This window comes from Wolbachia endosymbiont (group A) of Epagoge grotiana (assembly GCF_947251775.1).
Taxonomy (GTDB): domain Bacteria; phylum Pseudomonadota; class Alphaproteobacteria; order Rickettsiales; family Anaplasmataceae; genus Wolbachia; species Wolbachia pipientis.
On the sequence record NZ_OX366387.1, the window covers coordinates 1,641,763 to 1,665,405 of the forward strand.

The 23,643-nt window shown below is 36.3% G+C and carries 20 protein-coding genes and 3 pseudogenes; 11 read left to right on the forward strand and 12 right to left on the reverse strand.

Annotation, left to right across the window (positions count from 1 at the left end; translation table 11 throughout):
• Positions 1 to 50: 50 nt before the first annotated feature.
• Positions 51 to 695 carry a hypothetical protein gene (locus OPR50_RS07765; RefSeq protein WP_174515954.1) on the forward strand — a complete coding sequence of 215 codons (645 nt, stop codon included), beginning with the start codon at positions 51 to 53 and terminating at the stop codon, positions 693 to 695.
• 115 nt (positions 696 to 810) lie between these two features.
• Positions 811 to 1,542, forward strand: a complete 732-nt coding sequence (locus tag OPR50_RS07770; RefSeq protein ID WP_265024040.1) for a ComF family protein — start codon at positions 811 to 813, stop codon at positions 1,540 to 1,542.
• 178 nt (positions 1,543 to 1,720) lie between these two features.
• Here OPR50_RS07770 and OPR50_RS08995 read toward each other — a convergent pair.
• A pseudogene (locus OPR50_RS08995) lies at positions 1,721 to 2,661 on the reverse strand (IS5 family transposase).
• A 307-nt stretch (positions 2,662 to 2,968) separates the two neighbouring features.
• On the opposite strand from OPR50_RS08995, the gene OPR50_RS07790 reads away from it, so the two are divergent.
• Positions 2,969 to 3,919, forward strand: a complete 951-nt coding sequence (locus OPR50_RS07790; protein ID WP_265024041.1) for a hypothetical protein — start codon at positions 2,969 to 2,971, stop codon at positions 3,917 to 3,919.
• Between the two features lie 875 nt (positions 3,920 to 4,794).
• Here the strand turns inward: OPR50_RS07790 and terL (OPR50_RS07795) are convergent.
• Positions 4,795 to 5,256: pseudogene (gene terL, locus OPR50_RS07795) on the reverse strand (phage terminase large subunit); the annotation flags it as partial.
• A gap of 90 nt (positions 5,257 to 5,346) precedes the next feature.
• Here terL (OPR50_RS07795) and OPR50_RS07800 point away from each other — a divergent pair.
• The gene (locus tag OPR50_RS07800) at positions 5,347 to 6,672 is read left to right on the forward strand and encodes an IS4 family transposase (RefSeq protein ID WP_265023871.1); all 1,326 of its coding nucleotides are present in this window, start codon (positions 5,347 to 5,349) and stop codon (positions 6,670 to 6,672) included.
• A gap of 95 nt (positions 6,673 to 6,767) precedes the next feature.
• Here the strand turns inward: OPR50_RS07800 and OPR50_RS07805 are convergent, their stop codons facing one another.
• Entirely contained in the window at positions 6,768 to 7,904 is a 1,137-nt protein-coding gene (locus tag OPR50_RS07805) for a cysteine desulfurase family protein (RefSeq protein ID WP_264339472.1), read from the reverse strand.
• 155 nt (positions 7,905 to 8,059) lie between these two features.
• Between OPR50_RS07805 and OPR50_RS07810 the strand changes: the two genes are divergently transcribed.
• On the forward strand, positions 8,060 to 8,758 hold the full coding sequence (locus tag OPR50_RS07810) for an alpha/beta hydrolase (RefSeq protein WP_264339473.1): 699 nt from the start codon (positions 8,060 to 8,062) through the stop codon (positions 8,756 to 8,758).
• A 238-nt stretch (positions 8,759 to 8,996) separates the two neighbouring features.
• Here OPR50_RS07810 and OPR50_RS07820 read toward each other — a convergent pair whose 3' ends face one another.
• Both OPR50_RS07820 and OPR50_RS07825 read right to left on the reverse strand, forming a co-directional pair.
• Entirely contained in the window at positions 8,997 to 9,671 is a 675-nt protein-coding gene (locus OPR50_RS07820; RefSeq protein WP_265024042.1) for an ABC transporter ATP-binding protein, read from the reverse strand.
• 39 nt (positions 9,672 to 9,710) lie between these two features.
• Positions 9,711 to 10,172, reverse strand: a complete 462-nt coding sequence (locus OPR50_RS07825) for a HesB/IscA family protein (RefSeq protein WP_164224387.1) — start codon at positions 10,170 to 10,172, stop codon at positions 9,711 to 9,713.
• A gap of 47 nt (positions 10,173 to 10,219) precedes the next feature.
• Here OPR50_RS07825 and OPR50_RS07830 point away from each other — a divergent pair, with 47 nt between their 5' ends.
• The 3 genes and pseudogenes from OPR50_RS07830 (at position 10,220) to tnpC (ending at position 13,952) form a co-directional block, all read left to right on the forward strand.
• Positions 10,220 to 11,419 carry a deoxyguanosinetriphosphate triphosphohydrolase gene (locus OPR50_RS07830; RefSeq protein WP_174515840.1) on the forward strand — a complete coding sequence of 400 codons (1,200 nt, stop codon included), beginning with the start codon at positions 10,220 to 10,222 and terminating at the stop codon, positions 11,417 to 11,419.
• Positions 11,419 to 12,501 carry a bifunctional diaminohydroxyphosphoribosylaminopyrimidine deaminase/5-amino-6-(5-phosphoribosylamino)uracil reductase RibD gene (gene ribD / locus OPR50_RS07835; RefSeq protein ID WP_265024043.1) on the forward strand — a complete coding sequence of 361 codons (1,083 nt, stop codon included), beginning with the start codon at positions 11,419 to 11,421 and terminating at the stop codon, positions 12,499 to 12,501. The genes OPR50_RS07830 and ribD overlap by 1 nt, the downstream gene beginning before the upstream one ends.
• 112 nt (positions 12,502 to 12,613) lie before the next feature.
• Positions 12,614 to 13,952: pseudogene (tnpC, locus tag OPR50_RS07840) on the forward strand (IS66 family transposase).
• A gap of 143 nt (positions 13,953 to 14,095) precedes the next feature.
• Here tnpC and rpe read toward each other — a convergent pair.
• Together rpe and OPR50_RS07850 are read right to left on the reverse strand one after the other, a co-directional pair.
• A complete protein-coding gene (rpe, locus tag OPR50_RS07845; RefSeq protein ID WP_182309494.1) occupies positions 14,096 to 14,776 on the reverse strand; it encodes a ribulose-phosphate 3-epimerase in 681 nt (226 codons plus the stop codon).
• A gap of 94 nt (positions 14,777 to 14,870) precedes the next feature.
• On the reverse strand, positions 14,871 to 15,299 hold the full coding sequence (locus OPR50_RS07850; RefSeq protein ID WP_010962781.1) for a zinc-ribbon domain-containing protein: 429 nt from the start codon (positions 15,297 to 15,299) through the stop codon (positions 14,871 to 14,873).
• Positions 15,300 to 15,372: 73 nt separating this feature from the next.
• Here OPR50_RS07850 and dapD point away from each other — a divergent pair, with 73 nt between their 5' ends.
• Positions 15,373 to 16,203, forward strand: a complete 831-nt coding sequence (dapD, locus tag OPR50_RS07855) for a 2,3,4,5-tetrahydropyridine-2,6-dicarboxylate N-succinyltransferase (protein WP_265024044.1) — start codon at positions 15,373 to 15,375, stop codon at positions 16,201 to 16,203.
• A gap of 6 nt (positions 16,204 to 16,209) precedes the next feature.
• On the opposite strand, the gene OPR50_RS07860 is transcribed toward dapD, so the two are convergent.
• The gene (locus OPR50_RS07860; protein WP_010962783.1) at positions 16,210 to 16,494 is read right to left on the reverse strand and encodes a DUF2610 domain-containing protein; all 285 of its coding nucleotides are present in this window, start codon (positions 16,492 to 16,494) and stop codon (positions 16,210 to 16,212) included.
• Positions 16,495 to 16,866 (reverse strand): hypothetical protein, encoded by a 372-nt coding sequence (locus OPR50_RS07865; protein ID WP_406830276.1) that lies wholly within the window; start codon positions 16,864 to 16,866, stop codon positions 16,495 to 16,497.
• 101 nt (positions 16,867 to 16,967) lie between these two features.
• On the opposite strand from OPR50_RS07865, the gene OPR50_RS07870 reads away from it, so the two are divergent.
• On the forward strand, positions 16,968 to 18,017 hold the full coding sequence (locus OPR50_RS07870) for a class I SAM-dependent methyltransferase (RefSeq protein WP_264339477.1): 1,050 nt from the start codon (positions 16,968 to 16,970) through the stop codon (positions 18,015 to 18,017).
• Positions 18,018 to 18,394: 377 nt separating this feature from the next.
• On the opposite strand, the gene terL (OPR50_RS07875) is transcribed toward OPR50_RS07870, so the two are convergent.
• From terL (OPR50_RS07875) to OPR50_RS07885, 3 genes are all read right to left on the reverse strand, one after another.
• Positions 18,395 to 19,846: a phage terminase large subunit gene (terL, locus tag OPR50_RS07875; RefSeq protein WP_264339478.1), complete on the reverse strand. Its 1,452-nt coding sequence runs from the start codon at positions 19,844 to 19,846 to the stop codon at positions 18,395 to 18,397.
• 1,129 nt (positions 19,847 to 20,975) lie between these two features.
• Entirely contained in the window at positions 20,976 to 22,550 is a 1,575-nt protein-coding gene (locus OPR50_RS07880; protein WP_006280388.1) for a penicillin-binding transpeptidase domain-containing protein, read from the reverse strand.
• Positions 22,505 to 23,344 carry a polysaccharide deacetylase family protein gene (locus OPR50_RS07885; protein ID WP_264339479.1) on the reverse strand — a complete coding sequence of 280 codons (840 nt, stop codon included), beginning with the start codon at positions 23,342 to 23,344 and terminating at the stop codon, positions 22,505 to 22,507. The genes OPR50_RS07880 and OPR50_RS07885 overlap by 46 nt, the downstream gene beginning before the upstream one ends.
• Positions 23,345 to 23,466: 122 nt before the next feature.
• Between OPR50_RS07885 and OPR50_RS07890 the strand changes: the two genes are divergently transcribed.
• Positions 23,467 to 23,589, forward strand: coding sequence for a hypothetical protein (locus tag OPR50_RS07890; protein ID WP_255317433.1), 123 nt, complete (start codon positions 23,467 to 23,469; stop codon positions 23,587 to 23,589).
• The last annotated feature ends 54 nt before the right edge of the window (positions 23,590 to 23,643 follow it).

Below are 23,643 nucleotides of genomic sequence, written 5' to 3' on the forward strand. Positions count from 1 at the left end.
TTTCTTAATTATATTAGGCTAGGTTGCATATTTATGATTTGGAGATAAGAATGTCAGTATATCGATACTTTAGAAGGTACGTTGAATATGGAGTTGTACCTGCTAAGAAAGCAGAAGATAACACACTAGTTCCAGAAAATAGTTTCTATAAATCTGTACGTTACGTTGATAATGTGCTAGGACCTGTGAAAGATGTAATTTGTGGAGTTGAGAGTAAAGACAATTATAACAAGTATTATCAAGATAATGATAAATGTGAATACGTGGGCCACAGAGCAGAGGGAGTGTATTCATTGTGTACACTGGGTGCTGTTTTAGCAGCCAACATAATATTGCAACCTTTATTTTTGATAGTGGCATGTTTGTCATACTTTCCAGTCAAGTTATTGTCAAAAATAACAGGGGACTATTGTTTTAAAACAGATACAAAATCATTCGTTAATTATTCAAACATATTTTTAGAAATGGGGCAAGATTGTGCTAATGCAGTAGCTAGAGTATTTAACAAGATTGTAAGTTATGCTTGCGCTGCTATCATTTGGGCTGCCGCGTCAATCATAACGCCACTTGTGTGGGCTTGTGACAAAGTGCAAAGTAAGTTGAGTGAAGTACAGAAGCCAGAAAAACATCAATTTTTATCTAAGGATAATTCAAAGACTACTTCAGTCAATGGTATACCACAAACTGAGTTATAAGTTCTGCTTTTCAGCAGCATGAACTATATTGAAATGGAATAAAAAGTGAAAGAGTGTAAGCTTAAGTTACTTTAGCTATACTATATAAATTATTTTATAATATATTTAATGAGTTGTGAACCTTCTCTTACTAAAAAAAGCTACAAATCTCATATTTCCAAGCGTATGCGTAAGTTGCGAATGTATCATTGATGAAAATCTTAATCTGTGTAGTGAATGCAACAAAAAAATCAATTTTCTAACTAAGCATTACTGCAATGTTTGTGGCGTAGTAATCTCAGACAATATTTATACGTGTGGTAAGTGCATCATCAATCCTCCACCGTTTAAAGTATTAAGATCAGTTTTTGCTTATGATCAACATAGTAGAAACATGATTATAAATTTCAAATTTTTTGATAATTTGAATTACGTAAAAATCTATGCAAAGTGGATACACCAAGCTAATCAGGATACATTTCAGAACGCAGAGATCATAATTCCTATACCGTTACATAAAATGCGCTTGTTTAAACGTAAATATAATCAAGCAGCACTGCTTGCAAAAGAATTGAGTAAGTTGTCCAATTTATCCTATACGCCATTTGCAACAAAACGCCTTCGCCATACTGCGCCTCAAGCTGGTCTTTCACTTAAACAGCGTGAAAAAAATTTAAAGAAGGCTTTTAAAACAAGCAACAAGAAAATTATCGAAAATAAAATCGTGATATTAGTTGATGATGTGGTAACAACCGGAGCAACTGTAAGATCTTGCTCTCAGGAAATTTTAAACTCCGGTGCAAAAGAAGTGAGAGTGCTATCACTTGCAAGAACGGTGAATGATTGGATCTCTTGCATAAAAAATTAGCAGTCAGTATCATCCAAGTAGCTTGACTACTTGGATCTATTTTTTTCTAGATTCCAGCGCCAGCGTCACGCACATAGCTGTACGAACATTGTTTGCCAAGGAGGGTGTCATCCCAGTGCTTGACACTGGGATGGCTTTGTTGCATCGCTCTTCGGATAGTAGGTAACGCACAATAAATTTATGAAGCTATCTCAAATTTAGCCATACCAATATCAGTGAACTTATTGAGCAAATAGCATTTAACAAGTAGTTCCTTCTCTCTATTTGTCTCAGATTTATTCCTAAAACTAAACCCGAATGTTTGTTTCAGTCGCGAGAAAAAACTTTCTATATAAGATCTTTTTCCATAACTCATCTCTTTTTTCCACTTCTTTATACCATCTTCATCATATGACTTTATGAGCTTGACTGCAGCATTTCTCTCAGCCATATAGTCTAACTTTGGATGCTCTGCTGCGTTGTTTTTCGGAGGAATTTTCGTTTTTATACCATATTGATTACACAGCTTATAGAGCTTTTCTCTGTCATATGCCCTATCTGCATATAGTACTTTTATGACATACTGAAAATCGACTTCTTTTAGCAAATCACAAGCTCCATAGTGATCAGCCGTTACTGTATTTTACAGCTATGGCTTTTTTGCTGTTTGTATTCAACATTACATGCAATTTTCTTGTCTGTTCATAGCTGCGATACTTTCTATCTTCGCTATTTTCTTTGCTATGACCAGGAGTGTTGTTGTATATACTAATTCCTGTACTGTCTATAGCAATTTCGATATCTTCCATATTATTTTCTGCAATCATTGATCTTAATATTGAGTTTCTTAAACCTTCTTGATGATTGTGAATAGCTGATAACTTGCAAATTTTTCCCAATTTGCTCAAGGTATCCTGCTATAAACCCAACTGTTTGCCTCAGGCCTATTCTAAATAAACAAGTTATTATGTGCACCAAAATTACAACTTTATCGCTATAAATATTGTTGCCAACTGGTATTTTTGGACCATTCTCGTACCACTTTTCTATGGCTTCGTTGATATAATGAAAAATATTTCCTCTTTTTTCTAGAAATTTGTTATATTCGCTATGGTTACTGACCCTCATTTTTTGTGGCATATTTTTTCTTCAACAGTTAAATCGCTATTTATAATGAATTTTGTCAGTAATCACTAATTTTTCTGCTGCTATGCAACAAAGCCCACTGGGATCCAGGAAAGTTTGCTTGTGAGCAAGCAAACTAGTATAGAAAGTGGTTACAACATTTTCGATGAGATTATATGGAAAACTGGATCCCAGTGTCAGCTACTCGGATGACAGGAGAGGGGACTGGGATAGCAAGAGAAGAATTCTGAAACGACAAACCTCAAAAAAAACTTATGTAAAATCTAGCATTAACGAAAATTATACTTTTTTCATGCATGCTATGGTTTTTATAATTAACGGAGAGTGTGATATGGCGTTAGGTGATCAATTGAATGCTAAGACAGAACAAGAGCTCATAGACGACGGTGCTTTTATAAATGCTTTAGTAGAAAAGCTCGCAGCAGGTGTTGGTAATAGTGGTGTTTATACTAAAACTGCTGCAAATACTGCATTTGTTAAAACTGATGGTTCCAATGCAACTGAAGCTGGTGTAACTGCTATGCTAGGCACACTTAGAGGAAATAACCAAGTTGTTAAAGCTAACGGTGACAATGCAACTGAAGCTGGTGTGAAAGCTATGTTAGATAAGCTCTCAGCAAACGAGAAAGTTGCTAAAGTTTCTGATCTCACTACCAAAGTTAATGTTGCTGGTGACAACGTAACTGATGCTGGTGTAAATGCTATGTTAGACAAACTCACTGATAAAGTTGTTAAAGCTACAGAGCTTAAAACAAAAGCTGCAGAAAAAGAGGTCGTGGATGCTATAACTGCTTCTTCTGATTTTACAAATAAGGTATATATTAAAGCTGCTCCAGCTGATGAAGTTTATACTAAAACTGTTACAGATACTACGTTTGCTAAAATCGATGCTTCTAACCTTACAGATGCAGCAAACAAGAAAGCTTTCGCGGAAGCTATACTTCCTGCACAAGACGGCGACAAATCAATTTTAGTGGATAAATTGGGGGACGCCATAGCTAGCACAGATAAAGCAGAGTATAATGTTGGAACTGAACAAACAGCAAAACAGTTCTTAAACAGTAGAGGGCTAATTCCATCAGAGGATGCAATATTTACTAGACTCACAAGCAATGACAATTTCAAAACAAGCGTTGCAATGAATGTCAATGCTAGTGATACAGGATTTCAAAATGCTGTAAGGGAAGTAATGTCACAACCGCGATTTGAGATTCCAGGCGAAGCAGATGTTCCAATTTCTGCGGATTGGTAATTCAGCGCTAGATCCAAGTAGTCACGCTACTTGGATGACGTCATACGGTCCTCGGATGACGAAAAAAAGGACTCGGATAACACCCTACAATGTCATTCCAGCGCGTGACGCTGGAATTCAGGTCTTTTTAGCTATCATAGGATGACAGAAGCAGACCCTCCACTTTGTCATTCCAGTACCCTCTTCTTGTCATGAAAGTAGCTGACACTGGTCTCCATCCAAGAGGGTGTCATCCGAGTAGCTGACACTGGTTTACTTTATGATGATGTCATGCAAGTAGCTTTCCATCCAAAAGGGTGTCATCCCAGTGCCTTGACTACTTGGATCCAGAAAAAAGAATGGTGTCATGAAAGTAGCCTCCTTCTCCTGTCATCCCAGTGCCTATTTCTTTGTCATCCCAGTGCCTTGACTACTTGGATCCAGGAAAGTTTGCTTGTGAGCAAGCAAACTAGCATAGAAAGTGGTTACAACATTTTCGATGAGATTATATGGAAAACTGGATCCCAGTGTCAAGCACTGGGATGATATCATCCTTCTACGTCATACCGCGATTCATTCGCGGTATCTCTAGATCCCGCTAACACCTTACTATTACCCACAAATAAAAACATAGTATTGTATTTACTCAAATAATTTAATTTTATTAACCTGAAAGCTTATTAGATTAAAATTATTAAACTAAGAGTTATAATTTTAGCAACTAAAAGCTGTAAATTGCACCATATAAACAGTTATTTCAAGCAAAAGTTATGCCATTAAGAGCTATGCAACAAACATTTATATTTGTGGGTAATAGTAAGCGCTAACACGTAGCGGGATGACGGTTGTCAGGGTGTCATGCAAGTAGCTGACTACTTGGATCTGGTAGGCTTAAATCACAATGCCCGTAAAGCTGCGACCCTAGAGCTACTATCTCTCACCCACTGCAAATATTGCACGGTACTATCCACTTGATCATCGTGTCGAGTTTCAGGAAACATTAAAATCTCATACTCAAAATCGTTCAGCCATACTGCTTGGTGCGGCAGAAAAACCTTGCCAGACTCTATAATCGGAACAATTTGATAAAATCGAGTGAGTTTGTCATCATGTGGTACTATTTCGATAATTGGTAAATCACTGTTTGTCTTTAGCTCTTGCACCAATTGCTGACCACTTGTTTTTGCTTCGATTAAAATTGCGTGCGGTGTCCATCTTGCAGCTAGTGACAGAACTTGCTCTTTAAGCTTTGGATACTCAAGCTTTGCGCGATATACATCGAGTAAATAGAATTTATTGCCCACTTTTGTCCAGGTGGTGCAGACGCTAAAGTTGCTCATGCTGCTTGTTGAAACTGCCATACGCGTCAAGTTAAGGAAATAAAGGTATGAAAGAGATAGAATAATAAGGTATAAGTTCTCCCAGATATACTTTTAGTGAGAGAACCAATGAATAAAATAACTTGCTTATCAAAAAAGCTCAAAGAAATTTTTAATGAAAAAGCAGAGAAAATCTCAATTACAACAAGGTTTATAAAAAGAAAGAGAAAGCTAAAAGGTTCATCATTCGTAAAAGCCATGGTCTTGGGTAATATAGGAGTTGATAATTGTAGCGTAGAAACAATGTGTCAATTACTAAACGAGGACTCGATAGATATAACAAAACAAGGTTTGGATTTTAGATTTACTGAAGAAGCAGTGGAATTTATGAAAAGGATGTATAATGAATCTGTGATTCTCTTTAAAAATATCTTGCAAGTTGATTGCAAAATCTTACAGCAATTTAATAGTGTTAAATTATTGGACAGTAGCTATATTACTCTACCTAACAGTATGGAAGAGATGTATAAAGGTTATGGTACTAGCTACAGTGGCTATGAAAGCAATACTAAGTCTGGAATAAAGTTACAATTAGTTTTCGACTACATGAATCAGATAATAGACCAACTTAATTTAACGGAGGGGGTAAGATCAGACCAGGGATATAGGAAACATTTAAGTAATATATTAAGCAATGATTTGCTAATATCTGATCTCGGTTATTTTGTGCCAAGTTCTTTTAAACAAATCAATGAAATAGGAGCTTATTTCATAAGTCGTTATAAATCCGATACCAACATATATGATGTAGAAACAAATCAAAAAATGGAGTTATTAGAATGTTTAGAGGATAAGTTATTTTTAGAAAACGAGGTATTGTTAGGAAAAGAAGCAAAAATTAGAGTAAGAATTATATGTCAGAAACTAACTGAAGAACAGTCTATGGCCAGAAGAAGGAAAGCTAATAGATTAGCAAGATCGCAGGGATATACATCCTCTAAAAGAAATCAAAAATTGTTGAACTGGTCAATATTTATAACTAATGTTCCAGAAAATAAAATTAGTGCTGAGCAAGTATTAACGATTTACAGAGTAAGGTGGCAAATTGAGTTATTATTTAAATTGTATAAAAGCCATATCAGGCTTGATAAGCTAAAAGGAAAGCCATGCAGAGTATTATGTGAACTATATGCTAAATTGTGCGCAATTCTTATATTTCACGGCATAGTTGGTTGCACAGAAGTGAAAAAGAATACAGAACTTAGCTTAACAAAGGCATTTATTGAGCTAAAAAGGCGGGTTAGAGAGTTATTTTTAGTATTAACCAAAATTAATAGTTTAAAAGCATTTCTTAAAAAACTCACTATAACTTGGTCGCGATTTTCATTAAAAGACAAACGTAGAAGGGCTAGAGTATCCACTTTAACCTCTCTAAATTTGCTCACAATCTCTTAACTTGACGCGTATGGTTATGATAAGGGAGCTGGCGAAACTTGTAAAGGAATTTTTTACATCTAATTTATAGCTCCCTGCATGATATCACGTATTATCTATACCAAGGAGTTCTGCTTGTAGATATTATACCAACAATCCACTATTTTTTTTATGTCTTGTGGTTTAGTTTCTGGACCTATACTGATTCTAATTGAACACTCTGCTTGCTCTTTTGTTGCCCCCATTGCAAGCAAAACATGGGAAGGCTCAACTTTTCCAGAAGAACATGCGGAGCCATTACTAACTGCAATATGATTCAAGTCAAAATGCATAAGCTGCACATCACTCTTTACTCCTGGCATATAAATAAAACTTGTGTTTGGCAGCCTCTTAGAGTTTTTACCGAAGATTCTTATGTCACTGGCAAGATTTAATAATTCACACTCTAATTGATCACGTAGCTCCTTTACTTCATCCATTTTTGATAGAAGGTCTGGAATATTTTGCAGTGCAGCAGAAAGGCCTGCAATCGCAACAATATTTTCCGTACCACCACGAAATCCCTTCTCTTGTCCACCACCTATTATAATAGGTTCTATCGCAAGTTCTTTATTGAATATTAAAACTCCACTGCCTGCTACACCGCCAAATTTATGGGCGGATAAAGTGAGTAAATCCACTCCTAAATCTTCCATATTAACTTTAATTTTCCCAACACTTTGAGCAGTGTCAGTGTGGCAAATTGCTCCAAACTTGTGTACTATTTTAGCTATTTCCTCAATAGGTTGAATAACTCCGGTTTCGTTATTTGCCATCATAACTGAAACTATTGCTTTGTTTCCTTTAAGTTCGCTTAGAATTTTTTCTAGCTCTAAAAAGTCAACAATGCCCTCCTGATTAACAGGTATTATATATGGATTACATGCAGAATTAAGAATTGAAGGATGCTCTATAGCTGAAATTATATGCAGGTAGCCTGCTATTCCTCTCATAACAAGGTTATTCGCTTCAGTTGCACCAGACGTAAAAACTATTTCTTTATCACTTGAGACGCCAATAGCACCACGTACGTTATCTCTTGCATCCTGAAGAATCTTCCTCGCTTCTTGTCCTCTTTTATGTAGTGATGATGGATTGAGCGTTTGTTTTAACAAGACCTCAAATATACTTTTTTTTACATTTTCACTAATTGGAGCAGTTGCATTGTAATCAGCATATACGCAACCACTATTTTCTAAAGAGAATGGACTCATCTGTCACTTAAATAAGTTTACCATCAACTATAGCCATAACTATGTACGTTAGCTTTAACACGATAAAAAATTTATTGCAAAAACAGCGAAATTAATACATAATTAATAACTCACGTCATTAATACCTGTCAAGCGGGTTCTTATTAGGGGTTACCATGGTTGAAGTTTTTTTGAATAATGCAACAAGAAAGATAGAAGGTGAATACCACCAAAGCAAAGATGCCAACGCGCCGGTTGTGCTGGTTTTACATCATCATCCTCAATATGGTGGTAATATGGATAGTAAAATTGTACATAGTACATATACGTCTTTTATCGATAACAATTTTTCTGCATTGAAGATTAACTTTCGTGGTGTGGGAAAATCTACCGGAACTTTTGATAAGGGTATAGGAGAATTAACTGACGCTGCGGTAGCCATTGATTGGCTTCAGGAACATAATCTTAGCAATGTTTCAATTTGGATCGCTGGTTTTTCTTTTGGAGCATGGGTGGCTATGCAGCTAACAATGCGCCGCCCTGAGATAGTGGGTTTTATTGCTCTTTCTCTTCCGGTAACTAAGTACGATTTTTCTTTTCTTTCTCCCTGTCCAGTTTCTGGGCTTATAATACAAAGCAGTAATGATACAATCTCAGAAGAAAGCGATGTAACAGAATTAGCAAAAAGGTTGATAAATTCAGTAAGAAGTGATCACATGAAATACCATATAATAGATGATACTAATCACTTTCTAAAGGATAAAGAAGAGGAAGTGACTCAAATCGTGGACAATTATATAAAACTGCGCTTGAATAGTGCAACTATTTCTTTTCAAAAGGTCAAAAAAGAGGTAAGGGTAAAAGAATATGCCTAATCTTTACAAACAAGAGAAATGAGTGTAGTAATATAAATGAAAAGGTTTTGTTATGTTTAAAAAGCTATTATTTTTTGTTTTAGCTGTGTTTATGTTATCGGGGTGTTCCCTAAGTAAACAGCGTAAGTTAAAAAGTCCGTGTATAAAAAGCAATGAAAGCATTTCATGCGAGTTGTACTCTGTTAATGATCATTGGTTAGATAAGTATAAGGCATAAAAATTGTGCTATTTTTCCTATTCACAACTTCACTAATGATCGATCTCTCAATTGGAAAACGCAGTCTGCCTTTTCTGCAAGGAGATGATTGTGTGTTACTATAAGCATAGAGCTGTTATTTTCCTTTACGTATGAATGTAGCAGTAAAAACACGTTAAAAGAATTTGTTGGATCTAAATTTCCTGTTGGCTCATCTGCAAGTAAAAGCTTTGGAGAATTTACAATGCTTCTTGCAATTGCAACTCTCTGCCTTTCCCCACCCGAAACTTCAGATACCATGCTACTTGCTTTGTTTTCCAGACCAAATTTTTCCAACATTGCTTGCGAATTTTTTTTTGCTTCAGCTTTGCTTTTTCCTGCAATGAGTTGAGGAAGCATAATATTTTCCAACACCGATAACTCTTGTAACAAATAGTGAAATTGATAAACAAAACTAAGAAAATTTCTTCTTACATGAGTTTTATGCTTATTACTGGCTTGTGTGCAATTTATTCCACCTATCGTAACTATACCTGAAGTTGGCTTGTCCAACAAGCCTGCGATTTGCAATATAGTTGTTTTCCCTGCACCTGAATCGCCAATCAGCGCTACTACTTGCCCTCTTGTGACACTTAAGTTGATATCCTTTACAACAGCAGAATTGTTCTTGAAGCTTTTATCTACGGAAGTTAGTTCTAGTGCTACATTACCACCCATGTTTAAAAGATCCAGAAGGCATCTAAGTTTTAGTAATAATTAAACCGAAAAACTGTTACCACAACCACATTGAGACTTAGCAAAGGCATTCTTTATTTGAAAACCAGAACCACTGAGATCCTCAGTATAATCTATAACTGAGTTATTTAAAAATTTTGCTGAACAATTATCAACCATTAATACAGGATTACCATTTTCATCATTAATTACTATATCTTTACCTTTTTCGCTAAAACTGGAATGGCTTCTATAGTCCTCGCTTTCTTCATAATCATCATCTTCGTCTTCGTCATCAAACTCATCATCGTAATCATCATCTTCATCATCCAAAGATAGATTTTTATTCATTTGATCCATAAGAAAATTGTATTTGAAGCCAGAACATCCACCGCCTGAAACTGCAACCCGTAAAACGGAACTCTTATCTCCTTCCTGCTCTGCAAGAGAGTGGATTTTTTTTAGTGCATTATCAGTTAAGTTGATGTTGTAATTTGTTGACATAGTAACCACCGTTTATTATTGATAACTTATTATAGTAGAAATTTTACATGTCAAACAATAATTTTCTATTAAATTATGCATGTTTTCCAAGCAAAACAAAAGGGAGATACTTCAAAGAGCCAGAAGATGAGAATCGCAGCTGCTTTCAGCGTGATAGGGACCGTATCATTCACTCTAATGCGTTTAGAAAATTGGAGTACAAAACACAAGTTTTTATCAATTATGAGCACGACTACTATCGCACTCGGCTTACTCATAGCCTTGAAGTTGCACAAATTGCAAGGTCCATTGCGCGTAGACTTGGCTTAAATGAGGATATCACTGAATGCATAGCGCTTGCACATGACCTTGGTCATCCTCCATTTGGTCATGCAGGTGAAGATGCTCTAAAGAAATCAATTCAAGATTTGAATCTTGATAACGAGAAGTATGAGTTTGATCATAATGTTCAAGCTATAAGGATTTTAACTTATCTTGAACAAAAACATGCTGATTTTGATGGTATGAATCTAAGTTGGGAGGTGATTGAAGGAGTTGCAAAACATAACGGTCCCTTGCTTGGTCAAAACGCGGAGTCTTCTACAAGTAATCAGCTGTTATTAGAATACAACAAAAAATATGATCTAAAACTTGAAGAATTTTCAAGCATTGAAGCGCAAGTTGCTTCAATTGCCGATGATATTGCTTACAGTGTTCACGATCTTGATGATGCACTCAGGGCGAATTTAGTAACCATCGAAGATTTGCTGAATGTTCCTTTAATTGAAAAAATGTTTAAAGACATAAGGAGCAGATATTCAGAATTGCCTCAGAGCAAACTCATACATGAATCACTGAGTGGAACTATAGGAACTATGATAAGTGATGTTGTTTCTCAGACTGAAAGAAATATTGAAGATCACAAAATAAAAAGCGTAGAAGACGTAAGAAGTCTAAATAAAATGCTAGTCACATTTTCACCAGAAGTTGCGAATGCTACAAAAGAAATGAAAAGATTCAACATGGAGAAAATATACAGAAGCTATAAACTGAGTAGAACGATGAACAAAGCAAAACGCATAATACAGGAACTCTTTCAATGTTTTTATGAAAACCCAGGATTACTTCCCACAGAGTGGAGCAAACTCGCTTGTGAATCTCAGCGTTCAGTAATAATATGTGACTATATCTCAGGTATGACAGATAGATTTGCTATACACGAGCACAGAAGAATTTTTGATACCTCATACGAAATGACTTCTTTCTAATGACTGATGATCATTTCATGTCAATTGCATTAAGGCTTGCAGAAAAAAATCTTGGAAATGTTGCATCAAATCCTGCTGTCGGGTGTGTTATTGTAAAGGATGGTACAATTGTTAGTGAGGGATACACAGGGATTGGTGGGCGTCCGCATGCGGAGGTAGTCGCTTTGCAAAACGCTAAAGATTCAACTCATGGCGCAACTATATATATCACTCTTGAGCCATGTTGTCATCACGGAGTCACGGGGCCTTGCACTGCAAAAATCATAAAAGCTAGCATAAAAAGAGTAGTAATTGCAACTATTGACCCAGATAGTAGAGTTTCAGGCAGAGGCATGAAAGCTCTGAAAGAAGCAGGAATTGAAGTTGAGCAAGGTATTATGCAAAAAGAGGCAAAAGAACTGAATGTCGGTTTTTTCACCACTAAAGAATTACATAGACCATTTATAGCTTGCAAAGTCGCAACAACTCTTGACGGAAAAATCGCAACATTTACAGGCGATAGCAAATGGATAACAAGTGAAAATACGAGAAACTGGGTGCATGAGCTCAGAACGAAATATGATGCAATTATGATTGGCAGCAATACTCTTATTAATGATGATCCACTCTTAACTTGCAGATTACCAGGACTCGGAAGTAGATCGCCAATAAGGCTAATTATAGATAGTCAAGGGAGATTAAAGGAAGAGCATAACATTGCAAAGACTGCAGACAAAGTAATAACTTGGGTCATCACAAATAAAGAAGTAGAGAAAAAAATAAAAAACATTAACTACTTAGTAGTTAATTCAAGCAACGCAGGTAAGGTTTGCCTAAAGGACATGGCATTAAAACTTGTTTCAGAAATTGGTATAACAAGATTATTAGTTGAAGGTGGAGGAGTATTAATCACAGAACTATTAAAGTGTAATTTAATCGACAGGTTGATAATATGCCGCAGTGGTAAAATTTTAGGCAATGATGCCACTCCTTTTGTAGGAGATTTAGGGATTCAATTCATTAACAACTGTTATCAGTTAAAAAAAACAAAGATAATAGAGTTTAGTGAGGATATAGTTGAGGTTTGGGATAGGTCGTCATAATCCTTACATACTCAAACAGTAAAAAAAAGGTATCCGTTCAGCGGAGCGGTAAAATAAAAAGTAGACAAGGAGTGCTAAAAACATAATATCACAAGTAGTATGTGTGGTAAATATGTCTGATCTACTAGCTAGTCTTCTCAAGCTCTGTGAAAGCTTTAAAATAGAGATAGAGCAACTAAAAGCAGAGATAAAGAGGTTAGAGATAGAAAACGAAAATTTTAGATCTGAGAATAAGGCGCTAAGAATCGAAAATGCTGAATTGAAAGAAAGACTAGGTCTGAATTCACAAAATTCATCGATAACGAGCTCAAAAGAGTTATACAAGCTAAAGAAGAAAAAGAAAAAAAGTGACAGGAAAATAGGGGCACAGATTGGGCATGAAGGAAAGTATCGCCCTAAAATGGAAGCAGATGAAGTGGTGAAAATAGAGTTCTTGCGAGTGCGGAGGAGAAATTGCGATATCGAAAGAGCCATACATTCATCAAAAAGTTGATTTGCCAGCTTATGTTGTGGAATACCAATGGCCGCTGTTGCAAGTGTGGAAAAAGAAAAAGTAGCAGGCTACCAGAAGGTGTTACTGCGGATACATTTGGTCCAAAAGTTAAGTCAACAATTGCGGCGCTGAGCGGATTTTACAAGAACTCGAAAAGAGAAGTAGCAAATATTATAAAAAATATTTTCAACCTGGACATCAGTGTTGGTAGCGTGTCAAATAGCGAGGCTAGAGTTGCAGAAAAATGCCAAGAAGCATATGAGCAAATCGAGCAAGAAGTAAGTAAAAGTGAAGTTCTGCATATCGATGAAACGAGCCATTATAACAAAGGTAAACTTGGTTGGTGCTGGATGTTTGCCAGTAATACAGCAAGTTTTATAAAATTGACAGAGTCAAGAGGAATGAAGGTTTTACAAAATAGTAAGTTCTGCAATCGCAATAGCTTACGACAGGTACGCAGCATACAACTACTTTGCCGATAAGAACAGGCAAATCTGTTGGGCACATTTATCAAGAGATTTTGAAAGATTAGCACATAGTTGAAGTTAAAGTTCTGGGCTGTTACTTAAGAAACGTAGCCACTGAATTATTTGCACTAAAAAAGGCCTTGCTAAAAAATGAGATAGATGTTTTTAGATTTACCAGACGTGCCAGAAAATTGCGAAAACGTACAAGGTATTACTTGAAGCCGTTTACCTGAAGCAATTGGAGCTTCTCGAGTTGCAAAAAATATTTTGAAATCTGAAAGAATGATGTGGAAATTTTTAGATGACCCAGAAAATATTCCGCTGACAAATAACCATGCTGAACGGCAAATACGGCATTATGTCGTTTATCGCAAAAATTCATATTTTACCCAATCGAAGCGGGGAACTTGAACGGATAATTTCATTATACTTGACATGGAAACAAATGGGCTTTCCAAAACCTCTTATCTATCATCTCTCACACCGCTTAGCTGAACGGATACAACCCAAGAAAGGTTTTTCTACGTCATACCGCCGCGGTATCTCAGCATAGATTCCGCTAACGAGTAGCGGAATGACGCATTTGTTGTTTTTCAAATTGTAGGTAAACCTAAGCCACTTTAGCTATATAGGGTCACAACAATAGATTTTTAAGATCGTTTACGGCCTTCTTAATATCTTCAGCCTTGAATATCGCCGATCCCGCAACTAAAATATCAGCACCTGCTTTTATTATATCAGCTGCGTTAGAAAAGTTAATTCCACCATCTACTGAAATTTGTGTTTTAAGATTACGCTCCTGTATCATTTTTTTTATAGTAGATATCTTGTTCAACTGTGAATGAATAAATTCCTGCCCTCCAAAGCCAGGGTTGACTGTCATAATCAGCACAATATCTAGCTCATGTATTATATATTCAAGCACACTTGGGGAAGTTGAAGGAACAATTGAAACTCCAACTTGAATCGGTTTTTTTTCGTCGTTTACATTTTTGTATGACTTTATCTTTCTTATCAACCTCTCAAGGTGTATCTCTGCTTCTGCATGTACAGTGATAATATCAGCACCAGCATTTATAAAGCTTTCAATGTGGTTACCAGGAGATTTGACCATTAAATGCACATCAAAAGGAAGATTGCTATATTTACGTATTGCAGAAACAACGCTAGGACCAATTGTAATATTTGGAACGAAATTCCCATCCATAACGTCTATGTGTATGTAATCTACACCTAAATCGCTAATTTTTCTTACTTCTTCCCCTAATTTTGCAAAATCTGCTGAAAGTATAGAAGGTGCAATTTTAATACTCATGAGCTGCCTTTTTTGCTAAAAAATAACTTATTTTTAAAACTCTGTCACCCTAAGCACCATCTGAGTAGCTAGAGACCGATATCGGTATGCCTATTTAACTAGATCTTAAATTAGATAAAAAAAGGTAGTCTTGATAAAACTTATTTACAGCAAGTTTTTTTACATTTGGACTTTCTGTTTGTTCTTTTTTGTACCCTAATTTATAGCTTATTGAATCCTTGTATAAACTGATCGTTTTGTATGCTTTGTTCATCTCTCTAGGAAAGATGCCGTTAGCAATTACGACGCATAACCCTGTAGCTGTTGCAAAAGCTAGAGTGGTAAATGCTAGATTTTGTAAAAAATTCCTTCCACTAACTTTTTTTTCCTGTATATTAGCAGAGTGCGATTTGTTTGACACTTCTTCTAGATATTCATGCCATATGTGATTGCAGTTCGTACATTTTACCTTTCTTCCAGATGCACCTATTTGCTTAGGAGATACTAAGTAAGTTTTAGTACAACTATTACATTGTATTTTCATAGCACTTACATATAAGTAGTAACAAGCCCAAATGATACGAGCTACAAATTTAATATCAATATATATATAACAAATGGAAGGTTTGCAACTAAAAAAAACACAGAGTGAGATAAAAGATATTTGGAAAAATAGAGAAAAATTTAATGACTGTAATCTAAAGAAAACAGCAAGAATAGCAATTAAAGAGGTAATTGAGCTCCTTGATAGTGGCAAAATTAGAGTAGCAGAAAAGCTATCAAGTGGAGAATGGGTAGTACATAAGTGGATAAAGCAAGCAATATTATTACATTTTCTCACTGAAGAAAGCAAAATAATAGACAATACCAATTGCTGGTTTGATAAGATCGGTAACAAGTTTAGTGAATGGAATAAGGAGAAATTTCGCCGGTTAAAAATTAGAGCAGTTCCTGGGTGTTTTGTTCGCCGATCTGCTTATATAGGTACAAATGTTGTTCTAATGCCAAGTTTTATCAACGTTGGTGCATATGTTGATTCAGGAACAATGATAGATACCTGGTCAACGATTGGTAGCTGTGCGCAAATAGGAAAAAACTGTCATATTTCCGGTGGAGTGGGAATAGGTGGAGTTCTTGAGCCTATTCAAGCTTCACCTGTCATTATAGAAGATAATTGCTTTATTGGAGCACGTAGCGAAGTGGCCGAGGGTGTGGTAGTGAGAGAGGGATCAGTCCTTGGCATAGGCGTGTTTATTGGGGCATCAACAAAGATTATTGATAGAGAAACTAGCAAGGTATTTTACGGCGAAGTGCCACCTTATTCTGTAGTGGTACCAGGGTCTATTCCATCTAAAAATAATATTTCAACCTATTGTGCAGTCATAGTAAAAAAAGTGGATGAAAAGACGAGATCGAAAATCTCTATAAATGAAATATTGAGGGATTAAACTATCTTACTCCTTGTCGTCACTTTTTTTATCATTATTACTAACCACAGTAATGGCATACGCGCATAACTCTGAGAAAGAGACTCCATTTTCTTGAGATAGTTTATATAATTTTTGTAGACTTTCTTTTACTTTATTAGGAATATTCCCTCCACGTTCTTTTACAAGCCAGGAATCTTGATGATGAATTGGATGAGCATCACTTTTTGGATTTCCTATATATATTGCAAAAGGTGAACTTTGCCCTTTGAAGTCACATTGTACAGTAAATTTTTTTATAGATTCAGCCATCTAAAGACCTCTACTTTTCTTTTTGGTCGATTTTATAGCAGGTGGAAGAGGTGGTTTCTTTATAAAATCTTGTCTATTGACAACACTTTCTCTACCTTCCAAAGCTCGGCGAACATCAGCTCTGCTTAATTGCGACTCTTTTGCTACCTTCATTCCATGCTTTGCCATAATATTAGCACATGCTAGTACTTTTTTTACCAATTCTAGATCACCATTTAGCATTTGAACTAGCACTTGAAACACTTCCGCTAAAGTTAGCCCATCAGCATTTATAACCTTGTTTTCTATAAAATTGACAGCTTCTTCAAATTTGTATTCAATACTATCATCTTGAACTATAAGGGCAACATAATCGGTGTTTTTGTCGTCCATAACTGAAGCACTATTACTCACAAACTTAAGTGTATACTATATATATAAATACTCTACTATTTTATATTATGGCACGCTATAGTTAAACATTTATTAATAACATGCTCACTTATATACACGAATTAATTGACAAAAGTCAAGGATCAATATCCATCAGTGATTTCATGAATGCCGTTTTGTACCATGAAAAATACGGCTATTATACAAGTAAATTACCGCTTGGTAAGGATGGTGATTTTACTACCGCACCTGAGATCAGCCAATTATTTGGTGAAGTAATTGCAGTTTGGATAATGCATACATGGGAAAAATTAGGAAAGCCATCAAAATTTTCTCTAGTTGAACTTGGGCCAGGCAAAGGAACACTCATTCACGATATAATAAGAGTCACTAAAAAATACAGCAGCTTTTTTAATTCAATGTTGATCCACTTAGTTGAAATAAGCCCTACTTTACGGAAGATACAAAAGGAAAAATTAAAAAGCTTAGATGTTAATTGGCACAAAAATATTGACAACCTACCAGAACAACCAACCATTTTTTTAGCAAATGAGTTCTTTGACGCTCTTCCGATAGATCAGTTTGTATATCATGATGAGGGGTGGTATGAAAATATGGTGACAAAACAAGATGATGGCAGTCTCTTGGTGTCATGCCAGTGCGTGACACTGGAATCCAGAAAAAAAGAATCATGGATTCCAGTGTCAGCTACTCAGATGACAAATGGAAAATTTTTTAATGGTGCAGTGGTGGAAATATGTTCAGTTGGGGTTGAAATATTAAAAAAACTTGAGAAGAAGATATATAATAATAAAGGAGCTGCTTTGATTGTAGATTACGGTTATGTATACCCCGCATATAAGAGCACTTTGCAATCGATAAAACAACATAAGTATGCTAATTTTCTTGAGAATGTTGGTAATAGTGATATTACCGCACTTGTAAACTTTCAAGCATTAAAAGATTCATTAAAACACGTAGATTGCGAGATTTTAACTCAAAGGGAATTTTTATATCTTTTTGGCATAAAAGAAAGAACCCAGGCTTTAATGAAAAGCGCAAGTGATGAACAAAAGAATAGGATCTTTAGTGAATTCTTAAGGTTGACTGAAAATATGGGCACTCTTTTTAAAGCAATGCTATTGATATAGCTAACCCAAGAAAGGTTTCCCTACGTCATACCGCCGCGATATCTCAGCATAGATTCCGCTAACGAGTAGCGGAATGACGAGCTTATTGTCATGCCGCCGCGAACCGTCATACCGCGATTCATTCGCGGTATCTCATCAGCTAACAAGCAGCAGTTCTACGTCATACCGCCGTGGTATCTTTTAGCATAGATCCCGCTAACACGTAGCGGGATGACGAGCTTATCGTCATGCTGCCGCGAACCGTCATACCGCCACGAACTGTCATACCACCACGAACCGTCATACCGCGATTCATTCGCGGTATCTCTAGATCCCGCTAATAAGTAGCGGGATAACGGTTGTCTCCTAGCTGTCATCCCAGTACTGGTAGACTCAAATCACAATGCTCGTATAGCTGCAACCCTGGAGGTACTGTTTCTCACCCACTGGAGATATTGCACGGTACTATCTACTTGATCATCGTGTCGAGTTTCAGGAAACATTAAAATCTCATACTCAAAATCGTTCAGCCATACTGCTTGATGTGGCAGAAAAACCTTGCCAGACTCTATAATCGGAACAATTTGATGAAATCGAGTGAGCTTGTCATCATGTGGCACTATTTCAATAATCGGTAAATCACTGTTTGTCTTTAGCTCTTGCACCAATTGTTGACCACTTGTTTTTGCTTCGATTAAAATTGCGTGTGGCGTCCATCTTGCAGCTAGTGACAAAACCTGTTCTTTAAGCTTTGGATACTCAAGCTTTGCGCGATATACGTCGAGTAAATAGAATTTATTATCTATTTTTGCCCAGGTGATGCAGACACTAAAGTTGCTCATGTTACTTGTTGAAACCGCAGTATCCCAACTTTGTGTTATATGCGAGAGATTATCAGGAAATTTTTTATAGCGTTTCAACCACTCTGGTTTAATTATACCACTTGAAAGCGGCAGAGGGTTTTGTTGATATTGAGCAGCAAAAGCGTAACTCCCAAGTTCAGCTTTTATTATCTCAACTTCTTCTTTTCCTCCATCGAGGGGATATAACAACTGACCTTCTTCTCTTGAATATAATATCCTTACAGGTGACGCTGGTTTATTATATAATCGCCTGGTCGCACAGTGCTGAGCTACTCGGATGATAGGAACGGGAGGTATTGGCTTTTTGATTGAATAAATAACCTGCTTATTTTCAGAAATCATTGGCAAACAAATATGATGCCATATGTTTTTTGGCTTGGAGAGAAGGTGTCCAGTTAAGTCCTCCTGGTGTAGCCTGTGCATTACAAGAACGATGACTCCTTTTTTTCTATCGTTCAGCCTGGTTACTAAAGTCTGATCAAACCAGTTTGTGGCACGCTTTCTAAGCGTTTCACTCAAAGCTTGAGCAGAACTGAGCGGATCGTCCACAATGATAAAATCACCACCTTCACCAGTTAGTGTTCCACCAACTGATGTTGCGATTCTGTATCCTCTCTGCACTGTTTGAAATTTATATTTTGTATTCTGGTCTTTGGATAGTTCTATCTCTGGAAATAGCGCTCTATACCAACTAGACTGCATCACGCACCTGGTGTCGAGCGAGTGCTTTTCGCTGAGCCGCTGAGAATAACTTGCAACTATTATTCTCGCAGTTGGTTGGTTTCCCAGTATCCATGCGGGCCACGCAACGCTTATGCACATGGACTTCATCGAGCGCGGAGGCATATTGAATATTATTCGTTTCACTTCACCAGCGCTCGCCGCTTCCAGCCTATCTGCTATGACTTTTATATACTGATAATCGTTATACTCACACCCCGGCACTACCGTTTGAAAGCACAGTTCAATGAATTTTAGAAAGTTAATGATATAATGTTGAAACCAACGCGTGACGCTGGGATGACAAAAAAAGGAGCACTGAAGGCTATAGGTGAGACGTCGCGGTATCTCTAGATCCCGCTAACAACTTACTATTACCCACAAATATAAATGTTTGTTGCATAGCTCTTAATGGCATAACTTTTGCTTGAAATAACTGTTTATATGGTGCAATTTACAGCTTTTAGTTGCTAAAATTATAACTCTTAGTTTAATAATTTTAATCTAATAAGCTTTCAGGTTAATAAAATTAAATTATTTGAGTAAATACAATACTATGTTTTTATTTGTGGGTAATAGTAAGCGCTAACAAGCAGCGGGATGACGAATTACTTAACCATCATTACACCGTCATACCGCGATTCATTCGCGGTATCTCTTAACATAGATCCCCTACTATACCTTAACATAGATCCCGCTAACAAGCAGCGGGATGACGAGCTTATCTTCATGCCGCCACGAACCGTCATGCCGCCGCGAACCGTCATACCGCTGCGGTATCTCAGCCGCTAACAAGTAGCGGAATGACAACAATCCTACGTCATACCACCGCGGCGCTAACAAGAGATCCCGCTAACAAGCAGCGGGATACTTAGGGATGACGGTTGTTGTTTAGCTATAAATATTAAGAAATTTACCAAATGAAAAAAAAGGCAAAAGAAACCCTGGGGTTATTATCCGCTTTAAAATATTGGCGTTTTTTATGTTTTAAACGCTTGACAAGCAAGATTAAGCTGCTTTTAATTGCAACTAACTTACGCTGCAAATGTTTAAGAAATTTACTAAGCAGAAAAAAAGACAAAGAATCCCCGAGTTAGCTAGTCTTTTACTATCTCTGTCGAGTATTGGCATTTTTTGATGTCTTGTAACGCTTTATAAGCGCGTTCAGCTTATTTAGATAAAAATCTAGATGTAGATGAAGTTTTGTAAAGACATACAGTATCTATATGCTGCAAAAAATTGAACATAAGACGCCGATACATTAAGTAATCCTTACCTTTTAATCTGCAGATTGGCGAAAGCAAATACAATAGCTTCAGTTTCATGATAAGGGGGCTGGCGAAGGGTGTCAAGTAAGTTTTTTCGTTTCTATTCCCAATAAAAGTTTGTTATATGGTTATGCAAGAAGTTTAATACTCATAGTTTCAAGCATATACTGAAATATCTCATTAGCAATTGCAACATCTTGGCGTGGGGCTTTGCCGTGTTCTATAAACACAGAGATTGCATAGCGCGGGTTATGGTAAGGGCCATAGGCGATAAATAACTTATGACTTTCGCCCTTAGAGTTTATTTCTGGTGTACCGGTTTTGCCAGCAATTTGTATACCGCTTAGCCCTTTCTTATAGGTTCCAGTTTTAGAATTCACCACATCAAACATAGCTTTTCGAACTATGCTAAGATGCTCACAATCCACATCAATATCGGGAAAATCTTGTATCGTTTCATTCATCTTAATGCGGGGAATTACCTCTTTTCCTGTTGCAATCCTCGCTGCAAGAACTGCAAGCTGTAGTGGTGTTGTAAGCATATACCCTTGTCCTATAACTAAGTTGATAGTGTCACCTAAATACCACTGCGAATATAGCTTTCGTGTACGCCAATCTCTATCTGGCAACAACCCTGGAGCTTCTTCTTTAAACGTTCCAATCAGTGGCCCACTTCCAATACCAAATTTTCTGGCCATTTCTACTAGAGAGTCTACACTTATTTTTTTCCCTATATTATAAAAGTAAGTGTTGCATGATAATGCCATTGCTTCATTTAAAGATACATATCCATGGACTTTGCTTTTCAGGCAACGAAATTTCCGCTCACCTATTTTCATATAGCCCTTACACGAGAATTTTTCTTCTGGTGTGATTATTCCGTCTTTTAAACCCGCAAGCGCAACTATTACTTTAAATATTGAACCAGGTGGAATTTGATATGATAACGCACGATTCACGAGCGGCAATGAAGGAGCATTCAAGCTCTCCCAAGTCTCATTTGATAGCCTGCTAGCAAAAAGATTATTATCGTAAGAAGGTGAATTATATAATGCTAAAATTTCTCCATTATTTACATCAATTACCACTGCGGAGCCTTGGTGATCTTTAAATACCTCTGCGGTTTTCTCTTGCAGATTAATATCAATTGTCAGTTGTACATCTTGTCCGTCTTGTTGTGGTATGCTTGATAATTCTTTTATGACGCGTTTTTTAGAATTTATTTCCTGCTCAGATTTTCCTGACTTGCCTTTCAATATATGATCATATGTATATTCAATACCGCTGATTCCTACTTCGCTTATGCCTTGCTGTCTTTTTGTATATCCGATTACATGAGAACACATTGAACCAAACGGGTAATAACGTTTATAAAGAGCAGTTATTTTTTCTGACGATTTTGCTATTTTAGACTCGACTTCTGATAATGTCTGCAAATCAACTTCCTTACCAGAACCATCAAACAAAACAACATACGAAATTTTGTTTACCGCAAGTTCAATGCTATTCCTATCTAAAATTTTGCCCCGCTTAGGCATAATAGTAGCAACTCTTATTCTATTACTATTAGATAGTGCTTCGTACTTTTGTCTGTTTCGTATTTGTAAATTATATAACCTGCAACTAAAAACCGCAGAAATGGTAAGCTGAATACCACCTAATATGAATGCTCTGCGGTTAAAGACTTTGTTTTTTGTCCACATAACATTCCTTCAAAACACACTTTTTTCCCCTCTTTTATTGTTACACTTCTGGCTTTTACCGTATTACAAACCCTTTTTTCCCACTTACTTAAGGTCACAAACTTATAACCTGATTTTTTTAGTATTTTAATAATATGAGGTAAAGCTTCAATTGTGTTTGACCTGTTATTGTGATCATGAAACAGTATAACTGCTCCATTATGTACATTACTTAAAACTCTTTCAACTAAAGTTTCTGGCTTATCACCTTGCCAATCTAGGGAATCAACTGTCCATAATATTGAATACATATTTAATTGATCAGTATTTTCAATCAGATTATCGTCATAACATCCATATGGCGGACGAAACCATTTTACATCTTGTTTTATTGCATTTTTAATTGCTGTATTTGTCTTTTCCAATTCTTGCAATTGTTCCTCACTTGAAAGTGATGTCAACTTCCTATGCGACCAAGAGTGATTGCCTAACTCATGACCTGATTCATGAATTTTCTTTACTATTTCAGACGTTTTTTCATTTATACGTTCACCAAGCACAAAAAATGTTGCTTTTGCTTCATAGCTTTCCAGAACATTAATAATATCGTTTACTCTGTTGTTAGACGGTCCATCATCAAACGTAAGCGCAACAAACTTATCGTCGTTATTCAATAATTTTTTTATATTACTTAAATTTCTATATGACAGATCTAGATTACAACTGAGCCCACAGTATGGTAAATTAAAATTACAATCACTACAAAAAGCCGTACTTGAATATAGTAAGAAAAAAGTGATTATCCTTATAAACATTTGTAATCAGCAAAGTGATAGAATACTACACTTTTTTGCTAAGTTAAGCCATCTTTAATTGCTGTAGCCTTTACTTCATCGCTTCTTTAATATATTATATTAACAATTTTATATAATATATTATGATTGCAAATATAAATACCGTTGCGCTTCAGGGAATTAGCACAGTAAATGTCAATGCACAAATTCATATGGCAAATGGTATTCCAGCTTTTAAAGCAACAAGGACAACATTGCAAATTTAGAGTTCAAAAGGGTTATTCCTCGAGAACTATTGCGTCAGAAAGCTGGCGCTGAAT

Bases quoted from the DNA above. Each gene is read 5' to 3' on its own strand.
- dapD (WP_265024044.1), top strand. From the start codon at position 15,373: ATGGAAGGTTTGCAACTAAAAAAAACACAGAGTGAGATAAAAGATATT.
- OPR50_RS07805 (WP_264339472.1), bottom strand. From the start codon at position 7,904: ATGAGTCCATTCTCTTTAGAAAATAGTGGTTGCGTATATGCTGATTAC.
- ribD (WP_265024043.1), top strand. From the start codon at position 11,419: ATGACTGATGATCATTTCATGTCAATTGCATTAAGGCTTGCAGAAAAA.
- OPR50_RS07830 (WP_174515840.1), top strand. From the start codon at position 10,220: ATGTCAAACAATAATTTTCTATTAAATTATGCATGTTTTCCAAGCAAA.
- OPR50_RS07865 (WP_406830276.1), bottom strand. From the start codon at position 16,866: ATGGACGACAAAAACACCGATTATGTTGCCCTTATAGTTCAAGATGAT.
- OPR50_RS07890 (WP_255317433.1), top strand. From the start codon at position 23,467: ATGATTGCAAATATAAATACCGTTGCGCTTCAGGGAATTAGCACAGTA.
- OPR50_RS07880 (WP_006280388.1), bottom strand. From the start codon at position 22,550: ATGTGGACAAAAAACAAAGTCTTTAACCGCAGAGCATTCATATTAGGT.
- OPR50_RS07870 (WP_264339477.1), top strand. From the start codon at position 16,968: ATGCTCACTTATATACACGAATTAATTGACAAAAGTCAAGGATCAATA.
- OPR50_RS07810 (WP_264339473.1), top strand. From the start codon at position 8,060: ATGGTTGAAGTTTTTTTGAATAATGCAACAAGAAAGATAGAAGGTGAA.
- OPR50_RS07765 (WP_174515954.1), top strand. From the start codon at position 51: ATGTCAGTATATCGATACTTTAGAAGGTACGTTGAATATGGAGTTGTA.
- OPR50_RS07825 (WP_164224387.1), bottom strand. From the start codon at position 10,172: ATGTCAACAAATTACAACATCAACTTAACTGATAATGCACTAAAAAAA.
- rpe (WP_182309494.1), bottom strand. From the start codon at position 14,776: ATGAGTATTAAAATTGCACCTTCTATACTTTCAGCAGATTTTGCAAAA.
- OPR50_RS07860 (WP_010962783.1), bottom strand. From the start codon at position 16,494: ATGGCTGAATCTATAAAAAAATTTACTGTACAATGTGACTTCAAAGGG.
- OPR50_RS07790 (WP_265024041.1), top strand. From the start codon at position 2,969: ATGGTTTTTATAATTAACGGAGAGTGTGATATGGCGTTAGGTGATCAA.
- OPR50_RS07820 (WP_265024042.1), bottom strand. From the start codon at position 9,671: ATGGGTGGTAATGTAGCACTAGAACTAACTTCCGTAGATAAAAGCTTC.
- OPR50_RS07885 (WP_264339479.1), bottom strand. From the start codon at position 23,344: ATGTTTATAAGGATAATCACTTTTTTCTTACTATATTCAAGTACGGCT.
- OPR50_RS07850 (WP_010962781.1), bottom strand. From the start codon at position 15,299: ATGAAAATACAATGTAATAGTTGTACTAAAACTTACTTAGTATCTCCT.
- OPR50_RS07800 (WP_265023871.1), top strand. From the start codon at position 5,347: ATGAATAAAATAACTTGCTTATCAAAAAAGCTCAAAGAAATTTTTAAT.